Origin of the sequence: Thalassotalea piscium, assembly GCF_030295935.1 — a bacterium.
Taxonomy (GTDB): Bacteria; Pseudomonadota; Gammaproteobacteria; order Enterobacterales; family Alteromonadaceae; genus Thalassotalea_B; species Thalassotalea_B piscium.
In genome coordinates this window covers 3,536,417-3,552,543 of sequence record NZ_AP027362.1, presented here as the reverse complement: position 1 = coordinate 3,552,543, position 16,127 = coordinate 3,536,417, and the positions used below count along the sequence as shown (strand labels likewise).

General features: G+C 37.9%; 13 protein-coding genes. 12 read left to right on the top strand and 1 reads right to left on the bottom strand.

Annotation, left to right across the window (positions count from 1 at the left end; genetic code table 11):
• Positions 1 to 88 precede the first annotated feature (88 nt).
• The 4 genes from QUD79_RS15820 to QUD79_RS15805 all read left to right on the top strand — a co-directional run bounded on the left by QUD79_RS15820 (position 89) and on the right by QUD79_RS15805 (position 6,033).
• Positions 89 to 580, top strand: a complete 492-nt coding sequence (locus QUD79_RS15820; RefSeq protein ID WP_184424208.1) for a DUF4442 domain-containing protein — start codon at positions 89 to 91, stop codon at positions 578 to 580.
• Between the two features lie 140 nt (positions 581 to 720).
• Entirely contained in the window at positions 721 to 4,131 is a 3,411-nt protein-coding gene (locus tag QUD79_RS15815) for a hypothetical protein (protein WP_184424209.1), read from the top strand.
• A 16-nt stretch (positions 4,132 to 4,147) separates the two neighbouring features.
• Entirely contained in the window at positions 4,148 to 4,333 is a 186-nt protein-coding gene (locus QUD79_RS15810; RefSeq protein ID WP_184424210.1) for a DUF1289 domain-containing protein, read from the top strand.
• 26 nt (positions 4,334 to 4,359) lie between these two features.
• Positions 4,360 to 6,033 carry a response regulator gene (locus tag QUD79_RS15805; RefSeq protein WP_184424211.1) on the top strand — a complete coding sequence of 558 codons (1,674 nt, stop codon included), beginning with the start codon at positions 4,360 to 4,362 and terminating at the stop codon, positions 6,031 to 6,033.
• A 24-nt stretch (positions 6,034 to 6,057) separates the two neighbouring features.
• Here the strand turns inward: QUD79_RS15805 and queG are convergent, their stop codons facing one another.
• Positions 6,058 to 7,203, bottom strand: a complete 1,146-nt coding sequence (queG, locus tag QUD79_RS15800) for a tRNA epoxyqueuosine(34) reductase QueG (RefSeq protein WP_184424212.1) — start codon at positions 7,201 to 7,203, stop codon at positions 6,058 to 6,060.
• Between the two features lie 205 nt (positions 7,204 to 7,408).
• Between queG and tsaE the strand changes: the two genes are divergently transcribed.
• The 8 genes from tsaE to hflC all read left to right on the top strand — a co-directional run bounded on the left by tsaE (position 7,409) and on the right by hflC (position 15,899).
• Positions 7,409 to 7,903: a tRNA (adenosine(37)-N6)-threonylcarbamoyltransferase complex ATPase subunit type 1 TsaE gene (tsaE, locus tag QUD79_RS15795; protein ID WP_184424213.1), complete on the top strand. Its 495-nt coding sequence runs from the start codon at positions 7,409 to 7,411 to the stop codon at positions 7,901 to 7,903.
• A gap of 84 nt (positions 7,904 to 7,987) precedes the next feature.
• The gene (locus QUD79_RS15790; protein WP_184424214.1) at positions 7,988 to 9,319 is read left to right on the top strand and encodes an N-acetylmuramoyl-L-alanine amidase; all 1,332 of its coding nucleotides are present in this window, start codon (positions 7,988 to 7,990) and stop codon (positions 9,317 to 9,319) included.
• A 2-nt stretch (positions 9,320 to 9,321) separates the two neighbouring features.
• A complete protein-coding gene (mutL, locus tag QUD79_RS15785) occupies positions 9,322 to 11,133 on the top strand; it encodes a DNA mismatch repair endonuclease MutL (RefSeq protein ID WP_184424215.1) in 1,812 nt (603 codons plus the stop codon).
• A gap of 4 nt (positions 11,134 to 11,137) precedes the next feature.
• On the top strand, positions 11,138 to 12,085 hold the full coding sequence (miaA, locus tag QUD79_RS15780) for a tRNA (adenosine(37)-N6)-dimethylallyltransferase MiaA (protein ID WP_184424216.1): 948 nt from the start codon (positions 11,138 to 11,140) through the stop codon (positions 12,083 to 12,085).
• Positions 12,086 to 12,203: 118 nt separating this feature from the next.
• Positions 12,204 to 12,461 (top strand): RNA chaperone Hfq, encoded by a 258-nt coding sequence (gene hfq, locus QUD79_RS15775; RefSeq protein WP_184424217.1) that lies wholly within the window; start codon positions 12,204 to 12,206, stop codon positions 12,459 to 12,461.
• 33 nt (positions 12,462 to 12,494) lie between these two features.
• Positions 12,495 to 13,781, top strand: a complete 1,287-nt coding sequence (gene hflX, locus QUD79_RS15770) for a ribosome rescue GTPase HflX (protein ID WP_184424218.1) — start codon at positions 12,495 to 12,497, stop codon at positions 13,779 to 13,781.
• A gap of 81 nt (positions 13,782 to 13,862) precedes the next feature.
• A complete protein-coding gene (hflK, locus tag QUD79_RS15765; protein ID WP_184424219.1) occupies positions 13,863 to 15,011 on the top strand; it encodes an FtsH protease activity modulator HflK in 1,149 nt (382 codons plus the stop codon).
• A 3-nt stretch (positions 15,012 to 15,014) separates the two neighbouring features.
• Positions 15,015 to 15,899: a protease modulator HflC gene (gene hflC / locus QUD79_RS15760; RefSeq protein ID WP_184424220.1), complete on the top strand. Its 885-nt coding sequence runs from the start codon at positions 15,015 to 15,017 to the stop codon at positions 15,897 to 15,899.
• The last annotated feature ends 228 nt before the right edge of the window (positions 15,900 to 16,127 follow it).

The window sequence follows — 16,127 nt, the reverse complement described above, 5'->3', positions numbered from 1 at the left end:
ATTTATACGAAATTATTGTTGCTTGACCTTTCAGGTCTGACCAGTATAGTTGGCAATACCTAAAATATAAAATACTGAGATATTTCGCATGGGTAATCGTTTAAGCAAAATGGTGGGTAAAATAAATTGCGCACCAAAATTTATGCGTCCTTGGCTTTATACCAAACTATTTTGCTCTCAAGTAAAATATGCCAATACAACGGGCATTCGTATTACTAAACTTGACAAAGATCAGGTTGAAATTGAATTAGCCAATAAGAAAAAAATTCAAAATCATATCGGTGGTGTTCATGCTATTGCTGCTGCGTTATTAGCTGAGTCTGCTACAGGTATTGTTTTCGGTATTAATTTGCCCGATTCACAGTTGCCTTTATTAAAGTCGATGAAAATAGATTTTTTACGCCGTATGGAAGGAGGCTTAAAAGCTACTGCAAGTATATCAACAGAACAAGTGCAGCAGATAAAAGGGCAGGATAAAGGAGACTTAATGATAGAAGTTCAAATTACCGATGAGTCAGGAGAAGAGCCTATTGCTTGTTTTATGAATTGGGCTTGGGTGACTAAAAGGACAAAAACCTAGCGGATAAATTAATCGAGCTGCTTACAGGCTCGATTTACGCTTTGCTTATTGTTGATTATCCCCTAAACTATTGTTTTCTTTATTTGTGTTCATGCAGTCATAAATAAAGACGCATAAATAGCACTTATTTTGGGTAATTAATGACAAGTATGGATTCTTCAGTCTCATTTCATCAGCAAATTAAAGGGCGTTTATTGTTAATCGCTTTCCTATTTAGTATTTCCTTTTTTTTAATACTTGCTGCATTTTATCAAAGCGAATTATCGCTCTTAACACTTAACAATGAAACGCTACCTGCAATAGAAAAAAAAGTTAATAATCATAGGTTATTAACTGAAAGCGAGCAGTTACTGACTAATGTATTAATAGATCATAATCCTCAACGTTTTGAAACGTGGTTATTACTCTATCAACAAAACCTTCAAGCATTAATTTATAATCAAGCGAACGAAAAGCAATTAGCCAGGCGTTTACTTACTGAAATAGAGCCTTTTATATTATCAGTTAAGCGCCTGTCAGTTAATAATGAAAAAAATGAACAACTCAAGCAAAGCACTATTGTTCAATTGCAAATAGTCAACACAGCCTTAACCGATGCATTACTTAACGTTTCCCTAGAAAATTCAGATTTTTATCAACACAGCATTAATGTTTTTTCGCAAGCAATTATTATGGCCGAGAATTTATCGGTATCTACAAATATTGATCGCTTTACTGAGTTTACTAATAAACTAAATACCTTAATGCAGCAGTGGTTAGAAAAAGTTGAGGAAGATGAAACATCGATTAGTCCTAAAGTAGTCGCTTCATTAACGGGATTAAACAACTTGTTATGGATAGACCAACGAAGCATTGCTAAGTGGCGAAGTCATATTCGTATTAGCCAAGAGTTTATTTCGTTGGTTAGTGAGCATCGTCAAACACTTACACCTCTTATTAAAAGGTTTACACTAAGCAAGCAGCCATCGCATAAAATTTGGCCTGAAATACTACTTTCATGGTTGCCCCCAGCGGTAACAACATCGCAAAAGGTAGTTTATATTATAGTTGCTGCAATCTTTAGCTTGCTATTGATAACACTATTTTTTCTACTTTACTTACTTTACCAACGTATTAAGTTTAATCAGCGTCACTCAATTGCGCTTATTGAGGAGTATATTCAAGGTGAGGTGAATTCAAAGATATTATCAGGTGAGCAGCAAAAAACGCTTGATTTGTTAAACCAACTTACGCTTCCGGAGCATAGCGAAAATGATTATCAGCGTCTTAAATCAACTCTTAACCACCAAGCGTTATTGATCTCTCGTCATGCGAACACTTTAGCGTGGGACACCCGTGTATTAAGTGATGAACTTTCGGTGATGTTTCGCCAAATGCTAAACTTAACAGAGAAACAGCGCTGGTATCATGGGTTTTCACGTCAAGCTGTCCAAAAGTTGGTAGCTGAAGCTCGCGCAGCAAAGTCTGATAAAGGTATAGTTGAAGTAGTTGTGTCAGATAAGCAGGGTAGGAAATTAAATGTTACTTTGGAGTTTATCGATAATGGCTGGCAAGGTACTCTAAGCGTAAAAACCCACCAAGTTAAGCTTGAGCAAGATGTAGAGTCTTTGAATCAACAGCTACTTAAAGCTGAGCAGAACCAACGTTTGCAACAAGTTAACTTTAGCCAAAAGCTTAACAAACGGCTTGTTAGAGCACTATTACAAAGTCAGAGCGCTTCATTAGGTTATGGGGTACCGTCAATCAAAGTGTATCGCCATTTAATGCGAATGCTTGAGTGGTCTAAGCAGCTACAGTTGTTTGCAATATTACGCGCTAAAGACAGGCAAGTGCAATTAACTGATGTGAGCTTTCTTAATGAGCTTTATACGCTTATTATTAACGTATTAGTAAATGCTAACTTACAGCGAAATACCGTAAGTTATTCAGTAGATAATAATGTTATAGACGCTTGTAAATTAAATACGCCGTTATTTCATCAAACACTCAATCACTTCTGCCAAATGTTATTGAAGGATCAGTTTAAAGCAGCATTACACCTTGCTGTTTCAATGGTCGATAAAAATTCAGGCCAACAAATTTTAAACTTTGTGTTCACTGTAATAAATTCAGAAAGTAAGGCTGAAGTGCCTGACGTTATTACAGCACTTTTACAAAGTGATGAACAACAAATTGAAACAAAGAGTTCGATTATTCAGTATTTTTTCAAGTTATTCAAAGTCACTTACTGTGATCGCCTACAAACAAAAACAGTAGAAAATGGTTACCAAGTTTCTTTTAATATACCTATTACTACGGCAGCTTCATCGTTATTATCTGATGAAAGGGTCGACTTTAACCAACGAAATTTATTATTGTTAAGTAACGATTCTCTTACCATTACTGCAGTTGAACAACTGGCTAAAAAACACCAAGCGGCGTTATCTACTATCACTAAAACCAAGCACTTTATTCAACAGGTAAATGTAAAACACTTAACTAAAAAAGCGCTTGACCTTGTTATTGTTGCAGATGATATTTTTAACAATGACTTCGAAATGATTCAACGCCATATCGCCGGTTTACCCAAAGGATTAATACCTAAGGTTTTTGTTTTGCAGCCACTGTGTAATCAGGCTATGCACCGTGTTGGTTTGTTTAAGCATACGCCGTGGTGCTTAAACTCACCTACTTTTGCTGCGTCGTTAAAACGGTTCATCAAGGGAACAAATGCATCAAACTTATTGTTAGCTGCAGATATTTTTCAGCAATACCGTTTTGTGCCAACTAACGTAGAAGTTTTACTTGCAGTTAAAAACCCAGAACAACATGAAGTACTACAACGACTATTGCACTGGATGGGCTTACAGGTCCACTTAGTGTGTAATCAGCAGCAAATGTTAAAAGAGTGGAAATCAGGCCGTTTTCTTATTTTATTAAATGAATTTGAGGTTTCACCTCTTATTGCATTAGACGTGGGTAAAAAAGTTAAGCGGAGTATTTATGCATTTTCAACTCAACAAATAGAACAGTACCAAAATAACGTTACACCAGAGTGCTCTCATTGGGAAGTTAAGTTATTACCTAATATTTTAGATGTTGCAGCCTTGGTTAATGGATTAAGTACTTGGTTAAAAGAACAACCACTCACACGTAATTTAGCAACTCATCAATCGCAGCAAGCGTCTATGATTACAAAAATTCCGGTTGCTCAAGCACCAATAGAAAATACGGTGAAGGGGGGTGAAGAAGCTTTCGATCTTGTTAAATATGCACACAACCAAGGTTCGTCTGAATTGGCAGCTTTTATGATACTTGACTATATTGATGAGATAGAAGTCAAAATTGTTGAATTAACCGAATCTATCGCCAAGCAACAACTGCAAAAAGCCGAATACGCTCTGAAGGAGATAATTACAATAGCAAAAATTATGGCAGCAGATAACCTATTGCAATCGTGTAAAGTGGTTGAGGGGTTGTTATCGGATAAAAACTTTAATGGTTGTAGCGAAGCAATGTTAGACATTAAGAATAAATACCTGCTGCTCACTGACTTTGCACAGGCAATTTAATGAGCGGTGATATCAATTGACTACTGACCGAAATACTAACTTAAGCCCCTGCATAGGCAAATGCTGCTTAAATAATGATGATGTTTGCTTGGGTTGCTTTAGGCTGTTAAGTGAAATAACCCATTGGCGCGAATTAGACGAAGATCAACAAAGAGAGATTTTAGTACACTGCGAAAAGCGTAAAATTAATAATAAGCAATAGCGCTAAGTGCGTTGTAATGAGGTTTAATGGACGTAGATATTAAAAATCGATTAATGAATTTTGAACAATTGCGTGTGTTGGTGATTGACGACAACCTCTTAATTCATGACGTGTTAAAAAAGTCTTTATATGAGCTAGGTATACGCATGGTTAGCTGCGCACAAAGTGCATACTATGGAGTAAGGCTCTGTAATGAGAAGAAATTTGATATCGTAATATGTTCGTTTAATGTAAATAGCGATCGAGATGGCTTTCATTTACTAGAAGAGTTAAAGGTAAAAGGCTTTGTTACTCGCACTACTGTTTTAATATTTCTCAGTACAGAAACGGATAAATCATTGGTTAATGCCATTATAGAGTTAGACCCAGACGATTTTTGGGCTAAACCTTTAGTGCCTAAACTTGTTCAAGATAGGCTGGTGCATACGTTAAAAGTAAAGCAGCAGCTTTTTAATATTTACTATACGCTTGATCAGCGCGAGTATTCTAAAGCGATATATTTTGCCGATAGGTGCTTAGCTGATCAGTCATTAATTAAGTATAAAGCACATATTTTACGAATGAAGGGTGAAGCCTTACTCAAATTGCTTGAATATTCAGAAGCTGAGATCTTTTATAAAGGTGTACTTAAAGAATTTCGATACGGATGGGTTTACATTGGCTACGTACAATCGTTATTAAAGCAGGGTAGAATAGATGAAATTAAAGCATTAATTACAACTTTGATTGAAAAACCAGAAACATGCTTTGCGACGCATGATCTATTAGCACAATATTATATTGAGCATGAAAACTACCAGGCAGCTTACGAAGAAATTAAAAAAGCTACTGCATTATCCCCTCGAAACATAGATAGAAATCGTAAATCTTGGGATTTAGCACGCTTAAACCATGATCACCAAGGGCAATACCTAGCCACCCAAAACATTGCTAAACAGGCAAAAAACTCAATTCATGACTCACCCGAATTAATGCTTAATGTTATTCGTTCTGCAATAGATCTCGTTTGTACCGTCTCGGATGAAAATGCAGAAAAGCTTTTAACACAAGCGGAAAAATACATTAAACGTTTAGAAGTTGACTACGGCCGTGAACACGACTTAACCCAGCAACTAGTGGTTATTCAAGCACGTTTGTGGAATGCAAAAAAAATGACTGATAAAGCGCAGCGTTTAATTGATAGCCAAATTAGTTTGCGACCCAGCGTTTCTATTGAGGATAACCTTGATAAAGTAAAAGTTTTTCATGAACTTGGTATGAGAGAAGAAGCAGCGCTGTTATTACAAGCGATTAAAAACCAAATATTGGGCGACTCATTAACCAGCCAAGTGATCAATCGGTATATAGAACAAGAGACCCAAGAGCGCTCGGACATTCATTATACTCCTAAACATTTACATGAAATGGCTGAAGAGCACGTTAAAAAAGGTCGTTATTTACCTGCTTTAGAAGCAATAATTCAAGCTCAACATTTAGCACCTACCTCAATAAAGTTCGCTTCAAGTCTAATGAATATCATGATAACCATGAAAGAAAAAAATGAATTAGACGATGCTTATTTGGAATATGCAGTTAAAGCAATAACCACATTCGAAGCGGCTAATTTAGGTGAAGCAACACAGGCAGTGGTCAATAAGTTAATTGAGCGTTGGAAAGCGCTAACCGAAAAAGACCAAGTAAAAAGTGAGGACGAGCAATAATTAAAGTTTGTTGGTTAATATGAATTAAGCATCTCGGGGTAAGCCCTTTTCAACTGAACGAATTAAGCGGGCGTTTAGTCGTTCATTAACCGCGATTGTAATCTCACTTTTTTTAATCATCTGCTGCTTAAGTGCCCAGTTAATATGTTCTTTAACTAAGTCTGATGCAATCGTTAATTGTTGGTTTAGCGCCTCAACGATGGTATTACTATAATCAGCATTTCCTAAAGCAACAGCAATATTACGTAGCCATTGCTGATGACCTATTCTTCGTATGGGTGAACCTTCGGTATTACTTAGAAACTCAGTTTCATTCCACATAAACAGTTCAATTAAAGAGGCTTGATCTAGCTTATGACGAGCCTGAAAGTCTTGCTCTGCACTTAATTGTGCATATTGATTCCATGGACAGATCAACTGACAATCATCACAGCCATAAATGCGATTACCCATTAGCGGCCTGAATTCAAGAGGAATAGCCTCCTTCAGCTCAATGGTTAGATAGGAAATACAACGACGAGCATCCACCACATAAGGTTCAACAATGGCATTTGTTGGACAAATTTTAATACAAGCGACACATTTTCCACAATTTTCACTCACCGGTTGATCGCACGGAAGTGGGATATCAACTAATAATTCTCCAATAAAAAACCAAGAGCCTGCTTCTTTACTGAGTAGCAAGCTATGTTTACCTACCCACCCTAACCCTGCTTTTTCAGCTAATGGTCTTTCCAATATTGGGGCTGAGTCAACAAAAGGGCGGTAATTTAATTCGGCACAATAATCTTGTATTTGTTGCCCTAGCTTTTTCAAACGTTTGCGCATTAATTTATGGTAGTCTCGTCCAAGTGCATAACGACTAACATAAGCTTTGTCTTTATTTTGCAGTGTTTGGGCAAACTTTGCGTCGGTTGGTAAGTAGTCTAGACGAACGGAAATAACTCTTAGGGCTCCAGGAGCTAATTCTGCGGGTCGAGCTCGCATCAGACCATGGCTTTCCATGTAATGCATATCGCCATGGTAATTGTTGGCTAACCATTTAGCTAAGTTATCTTCATGATCACTTAAGTTAACATTAGTGATCCCTACTTTATTAAAACCAAGAGATTGTCCCCAAGACTTTATTTGCTCTGCCAGTGCTAGATAATTAATAGTAGGTGAGGTCATCGAGTGATAAACATTGTTGCCCGTTAAGATAGTGCAAAGTTTATCATAAAAACGCAATTGAACGACAGACTATACCTATTTAAATCGCTTAGTTGGATAAGAGTAATAACACGTAACATTAAGGTCTGGGCTATAGTTGGCATGCATAAGCAATTATCAGGTATAATTTCATAGCGTATAACTTTCTACGGATAATAATTAAGTGATGAACGAGCCGATATCTACCACCCTAGTAGAAAAAAAATTCAATCTAATCGACGAAACTGCCACCGTTAATTTTGGTAAAAAATTAGCCGAAATTGTAAAAAATAAACTTAATCATGGTATTGTCGTCTATTTAAATGGTGATTTGGGTGCTGGAAAAACAACCCTGACCCGAGGTTTTGTTCAAGGATTAGGGCATAAAGGGAATGTAAAAAGCCCAACGTATACCTTGGTTGAACCTTATGATCTTGGCGACTGGCAAGTGTATCATTTTGATCTGTACCGATTAGCAGACCCAGAAGAGCTCGAATATATGGGAATACGTGACTACTTTAATGCACAAAGTAACTGCTTTATTGAGTGGCCGGAAAAAGGTACTGGGCTATTGGCTAAACCTGATGTTACAGTTAATATAGAATATCAAAATGAGCAGCGTGTACTCATGGTAATTGCGCACACTACAATAGGGAAACAGCTACTGTCAGCATTAAGTTGAAGAGTAGAGCCCACTGTGCAGATGTGAATAAATTAGCCAGTATTGGGAATATAAATAACTAAATAATTTAGGGTTGTTAGTAAGATGAATTCGGCAGTAACAATACGTACATTTATTATTTTTTTGCTAACATTTTGGGTGTTTGCTCCATTTGTTAATGCTGCAAGCAATACCATTGATGGTATTCGTGTTTGGCCTGCACCAGAAAATACTCGTATTGTTTTTGATCTCAAGGCAACGCCAGATTTTACTTATTTTAGTTTAAACAACCCTCAGCGTTTAGTTATCGATTTTAAGTCAACACTAAACTTGGTTCAGTTAGAAAATCTCGCTAAAAACGATACGCGTATAAAACGTATTCGTACCTCTACTCCAAAAGAAAAAGGTGGTATGCGCTTGGTACTTGAACTTGCTGAAAACTTTAACTTAACTGTTTTTCCTTTGGCGCCAGCAGGACAATATGGCAATCGCTTAGTGGTTGATTTGTTTGATAAACAACGAAAAGAATCAATCGTCGCTACTAAAAAACTTAATGATAAACGTGATGTCGTTGTTGCTGTTGTTGCTGGGCATGGTGGTGATGACCCCGGTTCTATTGGAGCATCAGGCAGCTATGAAAAGCATATCACCCTTAATATTGCCAAAAAGTTAGCTCGTCTTATTAACAGGCAAACAGGTTTAAAAGCAGTGATGATAAGAACCGGAGATTACTACGTAAACCATGACCGGAAGGTGGAATTGGCACGAAAAAATAGTGCTGATTTATTAGTCTCAATTCATGCTGATGCATTCACTTCATCCCAGCCTAGCGGTGCGTCAGTGTTGGTGCAATCGACAAGACGTGCCGACTCTGAATTTACACGCTGGATATCGAATCGTGAGAAAGAGTCTGAGTTATTGGGTGGTGCTGGTGAAGTGATTAAACATACCAAAGACGATAACCTTGCTATTACCTTATTTGACATGAAGAAAGAATACACAATGGCAAGTAGCTATGAGTTTGCTGAGCACGTGATTAAGCAAATGAAAAAAGTAACCAAATTACACAAAAAAAGACCTGAACGCCTGAGCCTGGCGGTGCTTAAGTCTGGCGATATTCCTTCAGTGCTGATTGAAACAGGCTTTATTTCAAACCCTCAAGAGGAAAAGCGTTTAAATAACTCAGCCCATCAACAGAAGTTAGCAAAAGCTATTTTTACCGCAGTAAATCATTACTTTGAAAGTAACCCTCCAGAGGGTAGTTTACTGGCATCGATGCGGTTAAAACAGCATAAAGTTGCTAGAGGCGAATCGTTATCGGTTGTTGCACAGCGTTATAATGTCTCTGTTGGGCAATTAAAATCGGTTAATAATTTAACTTCAAGTGTGGTTCGTATTGGGCAAACACTTAAAATTCCACGCACAGATTATAATTAAAAATGACCATAGAAATTCTACCTGCTCGTCTTGCTAACCAAATAGCGGCGGGAGAAGTTGTTGAGCGTCCTGCTTCTGTTGTAAAAGAGTTGGTAGAAAACAGCTTAGATGCTGGTGCTACTGTGATCAAAATTGATATAGAAAAAGGTGGCGCTAAACGGATTAAAATTTCTGATAATGGCGTAGGTATTATTCAAAGTGAATTAACGTTAGCGTTAAGTCGACATGCCACAAGTAAAATTAAAGACTTACATGATCTAGAAGGCATTAGCAGCTTAGGTTTTCGTGGTGAAGCACTCGCAAGTATTAGTTCAGTTTCACGTTTAACCTTAACGTCCAAACCTGTTGAACAAGAGTCTGCATGGCAGGCTTGTGCACAAGGTCGAGATATGCAAGTCACTGTATTGCCGGCAGCGCATAGCGACGGCACTACAATAGATGTGCTAGATTTGTTTTTTAACACCCCTGCAAGACGAAAGTTTTTACGCACCGAAAAAACCGAATTTACGCATATAGACGAAGTGATAAAGCGCATAGCGTTGGCGCGATTTGACGTAAGCTTTACCTTGTCACACAATGGCAAAATTATCCGCCAGTATCGCGCTGCATCTAACCAACAACAGTACGAAAAGCGGGTAGCACAAGTGTGTGGGCAAGCTTTTGTTGATAATGCATTATATCTTGACTGTCAGCATGAGTCCCTGCATTTACACGGCTGGATGGCGACACCTGATTACTGTAGAAAGCAAAATGACTTATGCTATAGCTATGTTAATGGTCGCATGATGCGAGATAAACTCATTAATCATGCGATTCGTCAAGCATATAGTGATTCTTTACCGGCAGAAACTTATCCTGCATTTGTTTTGTTTTTAACGCTGAATGTTAAAGAGGTTGATGTAAACGTTCACCCTGCAAAACATGAAGTTCGCTTTCATCAGTCGCGTTATGTTCATGATTTTATTTTTTCTGTTTGCCAACAAACATTGGCAAGTCAGTATTCTGAACAAACACAAGCGACTGACGTGACTGAAGCGACTACCGTAGCGCCTAATTCAACCAGAGAACAATCATACGTTAATCCTATTCGTCATGTTAACGATTCTAATTCAAGTAATTATGCTGTTTCAACCGGAGGGAATTACGGTAAAGGGCAGATTAGTCGTAATGGAAGCAAAGCTTATCAACGTTTAATGACTCCATTAGGTACGAATGAAGGTGAGACGCTTGAGCCACCTAATATTGAGGTACACAACGAAAACAATATCCAATGGTTGAGTTTTATTGAACCGCAATTCGTACTCTTTAAGTTAGAAAAAGACATTCGCTTAATCTCGATAATTAAGCTTGCTCAGCAACTCGCGTTAAAAAAAATACAACAGCAATGGGAAAAAGGTTTAGTGAGCCAACCTTTATTATTGCCGATAAAGTTTCAGTTGCCAGATAATGACAGCGCATTAGTTAAGAAATATCAAAAAGAGTTCACTCATGTTGGTATCGAAACTGAAATGCTGTCAACAACTGAAATTAAAATCAGGCAATTTCCTGCATTACTGCGTCAGCAAAACATCTCTGAATGTTTTACCTTGTTATATAAAGCGTTGAAAGAACTTGAATTAAAAAATGGCACAGTTAACGCTAGCCATTGGCAACAGCTTATGGCAGAACGAGTTGCGGATAAAGCCTATCAAGCACAAGAGTCATATCAAGTTTGGCAAAAATACTTACAATTAAACTTAAATGAGTTAAAGCAAGGTTTATGCTTGAATTCTACCGAAGTTGACCTCACATCTGTTAAAAAGCAATTAACTTAATATTATGCCAACAACATTAACATCTACAAACAAGCTCCCACCGGTCGTTTGTATTATGGGGCCAACTGCGTCGGGTAAAACCGCATTAGCGATGGCGTTGCATGATAGTATTGATAGTGACATTATAAGTGTTGACTCTGCTTTAGTGTATCGTGGTATGGATATAGGTACTGCAAAACCTACAGTAGAAGAATTAGCCAAGTATCCACATCGATTAATTAACATTAAAGATGCGAGTGAGAGTTACTCGGCGGCGGAGTTTTGCAAAGATGCCTTGCATGAAATCGCACAAATAAGAGCTAACAACCGCGTGCCGATTTTAGTGGGTGGCACCATGATGTATTTTAAAAGTTTAATTGAAGGTATTTCGCCTTTACCTGAAGCCAATGCTGATGTTAGAGCTAAAATAGAGCAAGAAGCATTAACTCATGGATGGGAATATCTTCATCAGACGTTGTTAACGGTTGATCCAGATGCGGGACATCGTATACACAAAAATGACCCTCAGCGTATTACTCGAGCACTAGAAGTTTATCGAATATCGGGTAAAACGATGACAGAGTTAACAAAAGTCAAAGGTGCAATATTAGCTGGCGATGTATTACAGTTTGCAATAGCGCCAAAAGAAAGAGCTGATCTACATGCTCGTATTGCCTTAAGGTTTGAGCAAATGATTGCTCAAGGTTTTGAGCAAGAGGTCGATAAGTTAAGGGGGCGTGGCGATTTACACCAAAACCTTCCCTCTATTCGTTGTGTAGGTTATCGTCAAATGTGGCAGCACCTTGATGGCGATTACGACCATGAAGAAATGGTATTTAAAGGTATTTGTGCAACTCGGCAATTGGCTAAAAGGCAATTAACCTGGTTAAGAAATTGGCCTGAAATACGCTGGCTAGATATGGAAAATGAAAATAATTTGCAACAAATTATAACTGCGTTAAGCAAACTCTAAACATTGATGTATAATTAACAATGTTTCCGGTATTAAGCAGTTAGTTTTATTACGAAAACAGAAAAAATAATAAGTGTAATACTTCAATTTAACTAAAAATAAGAAAAGGGGCCAAATAATGGCAAAGGGGCAATCTTTACAAGACCCATTTTTAAATGCTTTACGTCGTGATCGCATTCCGGTAGCAATTTACCTAGTAAATGGTATTAAATTACAAGGACAGGTTGAGTCATTTGACCAATTTGTAATTTTACTTAAAAACACTGTGAGTCAAATGGTATATAAGCATGCTATTTCAACAGTGGTTCCATCTCGTGCAGTTAATACTGCGCCACAACCTGCCCAAGCAGGCTTAAATCAGGATTTAGAAGATTAATGACAAAATCTCGTATTGTCTGGTGTTGCTCATTTGTTTGATCGTTATCAAGCAGGTGAGCAAGCGATACTTGTTCATATAGATTTTCCCGACGAGAATGCTCGTGAAGACCTGCAAGAGTTTGAAATGCTTGTGTCCTCTGCAGGTGTTAATGCATTAACTGTTATAACGGGCAAGCGAAATAGTCCTGACAGCAAATTTTTTGTTGGCAGTGGCAAAGCAGGTGAAGTTGCAGAAGCAGTAAAAATGTTTGATGCAAATATAGTCCTTTTTAACCACAGCTTAACACCATCTCAAGAAAAGCAACTTGAAATGCTTTGCGAATGCCGAGTTGTCGATCGTACTACGCTGATATTAGATATTTTTGCACAACGGGCCAGAACGCATGAAGGTAAACTTCAAGTGGAGTTGGCACAATTGCGTCATATGAGCTCCCGTCTTATTCGAGGTTGGACTCACCTTGAAAGACAAAAAGGCGGAATTGGTTTACGTGGTCCCGGTGAAACACAGCTAGAAACAGATAGACGTTTATTACGTGAGCGAATGACGAATATTCGCAAACGATTAGCAAAAGTTGAAAAACAGCGGCAACAGGGTCGTCGAGCAAGAAATAGGGCTGAACTACCGACAGTATCATTAGTTGGGTATACCAATGCGGGTAAGTCAACGTTATTTAATAGTATTACTCAGGCTGGTGTTTATGCGGCCGACCAATTATTTGCGACACTTGATCCAACCTTACGTAAAATTGAAGTTGAGGAAGTAGGCCGGGTAATACTGGCTGATACAGTTGGATTTATTCGTCACCTTCCGCATGATTTAGTTGCAGCATTCAAAGCTACATTAACTGAAACGCGAGAAGCAGAATTACTTTTGCATGTAATCGATATTTTTGATGAAAGACGGACCGAAAATATTGAACAAGTGGAAGAGGTGCTTAAAGAAATAGATGCTGGCGACGTGCCACAGTTACTGGTATGTAATAAAATAGATCAATTGGAAGATGTTGAACCACGCATTGATAGAGATGATCAAGGCCTGCCTGTTAGAGTGTGGCTGTCGGCTCAAAGTGGTGTTGGCATTGACCTTTTATTTCAAGCCTTAGCAGAAAGGCTAGGCAAAAAGATTGTAAAATATTGTTTAAAAATCCCACCAGCTTATGGGAAGTTCAGAAGTGTACTATATCGTCTTAATTGTATTGCCAGCGAGCACTACGATGACGAAGGTAATTGCGTGGTTGACGTTAAAATGCCAACTAGTGAATGGAATAAGCTGATAAAACAAGACGAAGCCCTCATTGAAGGCTTTATTGAACGTTAACAGCCTGATATATTAGGCCCCAATATTAATAGTGTCGATTGGCAAACCTTATTCCAATCAATTTACTTTTCGGAGAGCAGCATGGCTTGGAACGAACCAGGGAATAAAGATAAAGATCCCTGGAATAATAACAAAGGCGGAAAGAATCAAGGTCCACCAGACCTAGATGATTTGCTAAAAGACTTAGGTAACAAATTTGGCGGTATCTTCGGTGGTAAACCATCAGGAGGAGGTAGCGGTAAAAGTTTCTCTAGTCTAGGCATTAGCCTGGTACTGATTATAGCAATATTAGTCTATGCATTTAGTGGCTTCTATACCATTAAAGAAGCAGAAAAAGGTATAGTACTGCGCTTTGGTCAATATGCAGGCGTGGTTGAACCTGGCTTGCGTTGGAAATGGACCTTTGTTGATCATATTATTCCAGTTGATATGCAAACTACTCGTGATCTACCTTCGGCCGGCTTCATGCTAACCCAAGATGAAAACGTCGTTCGTGTTGAAATGCAGATCCAATACCGTGTAGTTGATCCACGTGCTTATGTATTTAGTGTAACTAATGCAGATGACAGCTTAAGTCAGTCTTTAGACAGCGCTTTACGTTATGTTGTTGGTCATTCACGCATGGATGATATTTTAACTAGCGGTCGCGAAATAGTACGTCAAGCCGTTTGGACTGAGCTTGAAAGTATTATAAAACCTTATAACTTAGGTTTGATCATTGTTGATGTTAACTTTAAAGATGCAAGACCACCAGAAGAAGTAAAAGATGCTTTTGATGATGCAATTGCAGCACAAGAAGATGAAGTGCGTTACTTACGAGAAGCTGAAGCATATGCCAGAGGTATAGAGCCTCGTGCACGTGGCCGAGTTAAACGTATTGAGCAAGAAGCTTTAGCTTATAAAGAACAACGTGTACTTGATGCACAAGGTGAAGTAGCTCTATTTGAAAAGTTATTACCTGAATATATAGCTGCACCAGAAGTAACACGTACTCGTTTGTACATTGCTACAATGGAAAAAGTCTACAGCAATACAAGCAAGGTAATGGTTGATGTAGAAGGGGGTAATAACATGATGTATTTACCACTTGATAAGATAATGCAGCAGCAACCTAACTATCAGAATATAGTGCCGCAGTCTTCTATGCCAGCGAACACTAGCAATCAACCATCAAGCACAAATCCTAGTACAGCTGGGCGTGCTGATCGATTTAATAACGGGAGAAATTAAGCGATGAAAAACTTTATTATTGCGATAATTGCCGCGTTGATTATTTTGGTTATTTCGTCGGTATTTGTAGTTTTAGAAGGCCAAAGAGGTATCGTATTTCAGTTTTCTAAAATTAAACGGGATGACGCTGGCGTTATGCTAGTTTATGAACCAGGATTGCACTTTAAAATTCCGTTTATTGAAAACGTTAAAAAATTAGATGCGCGAATTCAAACCCTTGATGAAGCACCAGATCGTTTTGTAACGTCTGAGAAAAAAGATTTAATGGTTAACTCATATGCTAAATGGCGTATTGTTGATTTTTCAACGTATTATTTAAGAACTACCGGTTCTATCGATAATGCACGCGCTTTATTGAAGCAGAAAATAAACAACGGATTAAGAACTGAATTTGGTTCTCGTACCATTAAAGAGATTGTGTCAGGTGATCGAGACGGTATTATGGCGCAAGCACTTGCTAGTGCTAAAAGTAGCCGCGAAGACTTAGGCATTGAAGTGATTGATGTTCGTGTAAAAGCGATTAACTTACCTACTGAAGTAAGTAACTCTATTTACGACCGTATGCGTGCAGAACGTACTGGTGTGGCAAAAGAACATAGATCTCAAGGTCAAGAGCAGTCTGAAATTATTAAGGCAACTATTGATGCTAAAGTAACAGTAATGTTAGCGACAGCACAAAAACAATCGCATGAAATACGAGGTGAGGGTGATGCCTTAGCCGCTAAAATTTATGCAGATAGTTACAATAAAGATCCTGAATTCTATAATTTCTTCCGTAGTCTAGAAGCTTATGAAAATAGCTTTAATAGTAAAAGTGACATTATGGTGATTAAGCCTGATAGTGACTTTTTTAACTACTTGAAGGAAAGCAGTAAATCTAAAAAATAATGATTTATACCAGTTTCATTAATTAAGTGATCTATTTTATACGCAGTGAAAGCAGTCAAATACAAAGCATTTATTTTAATAACTAGTTGTTCTAATTATAAAATAAATAACGCAGTAGTTGACTGTTTTAGCAAGTAGAAATGATCACATAGTTAGTGAGATTGGTATTATTAGCATTCTTTAATAAGCCAAGGTAATTACCTTGGCTTTTTATTACCCGCTAACCTC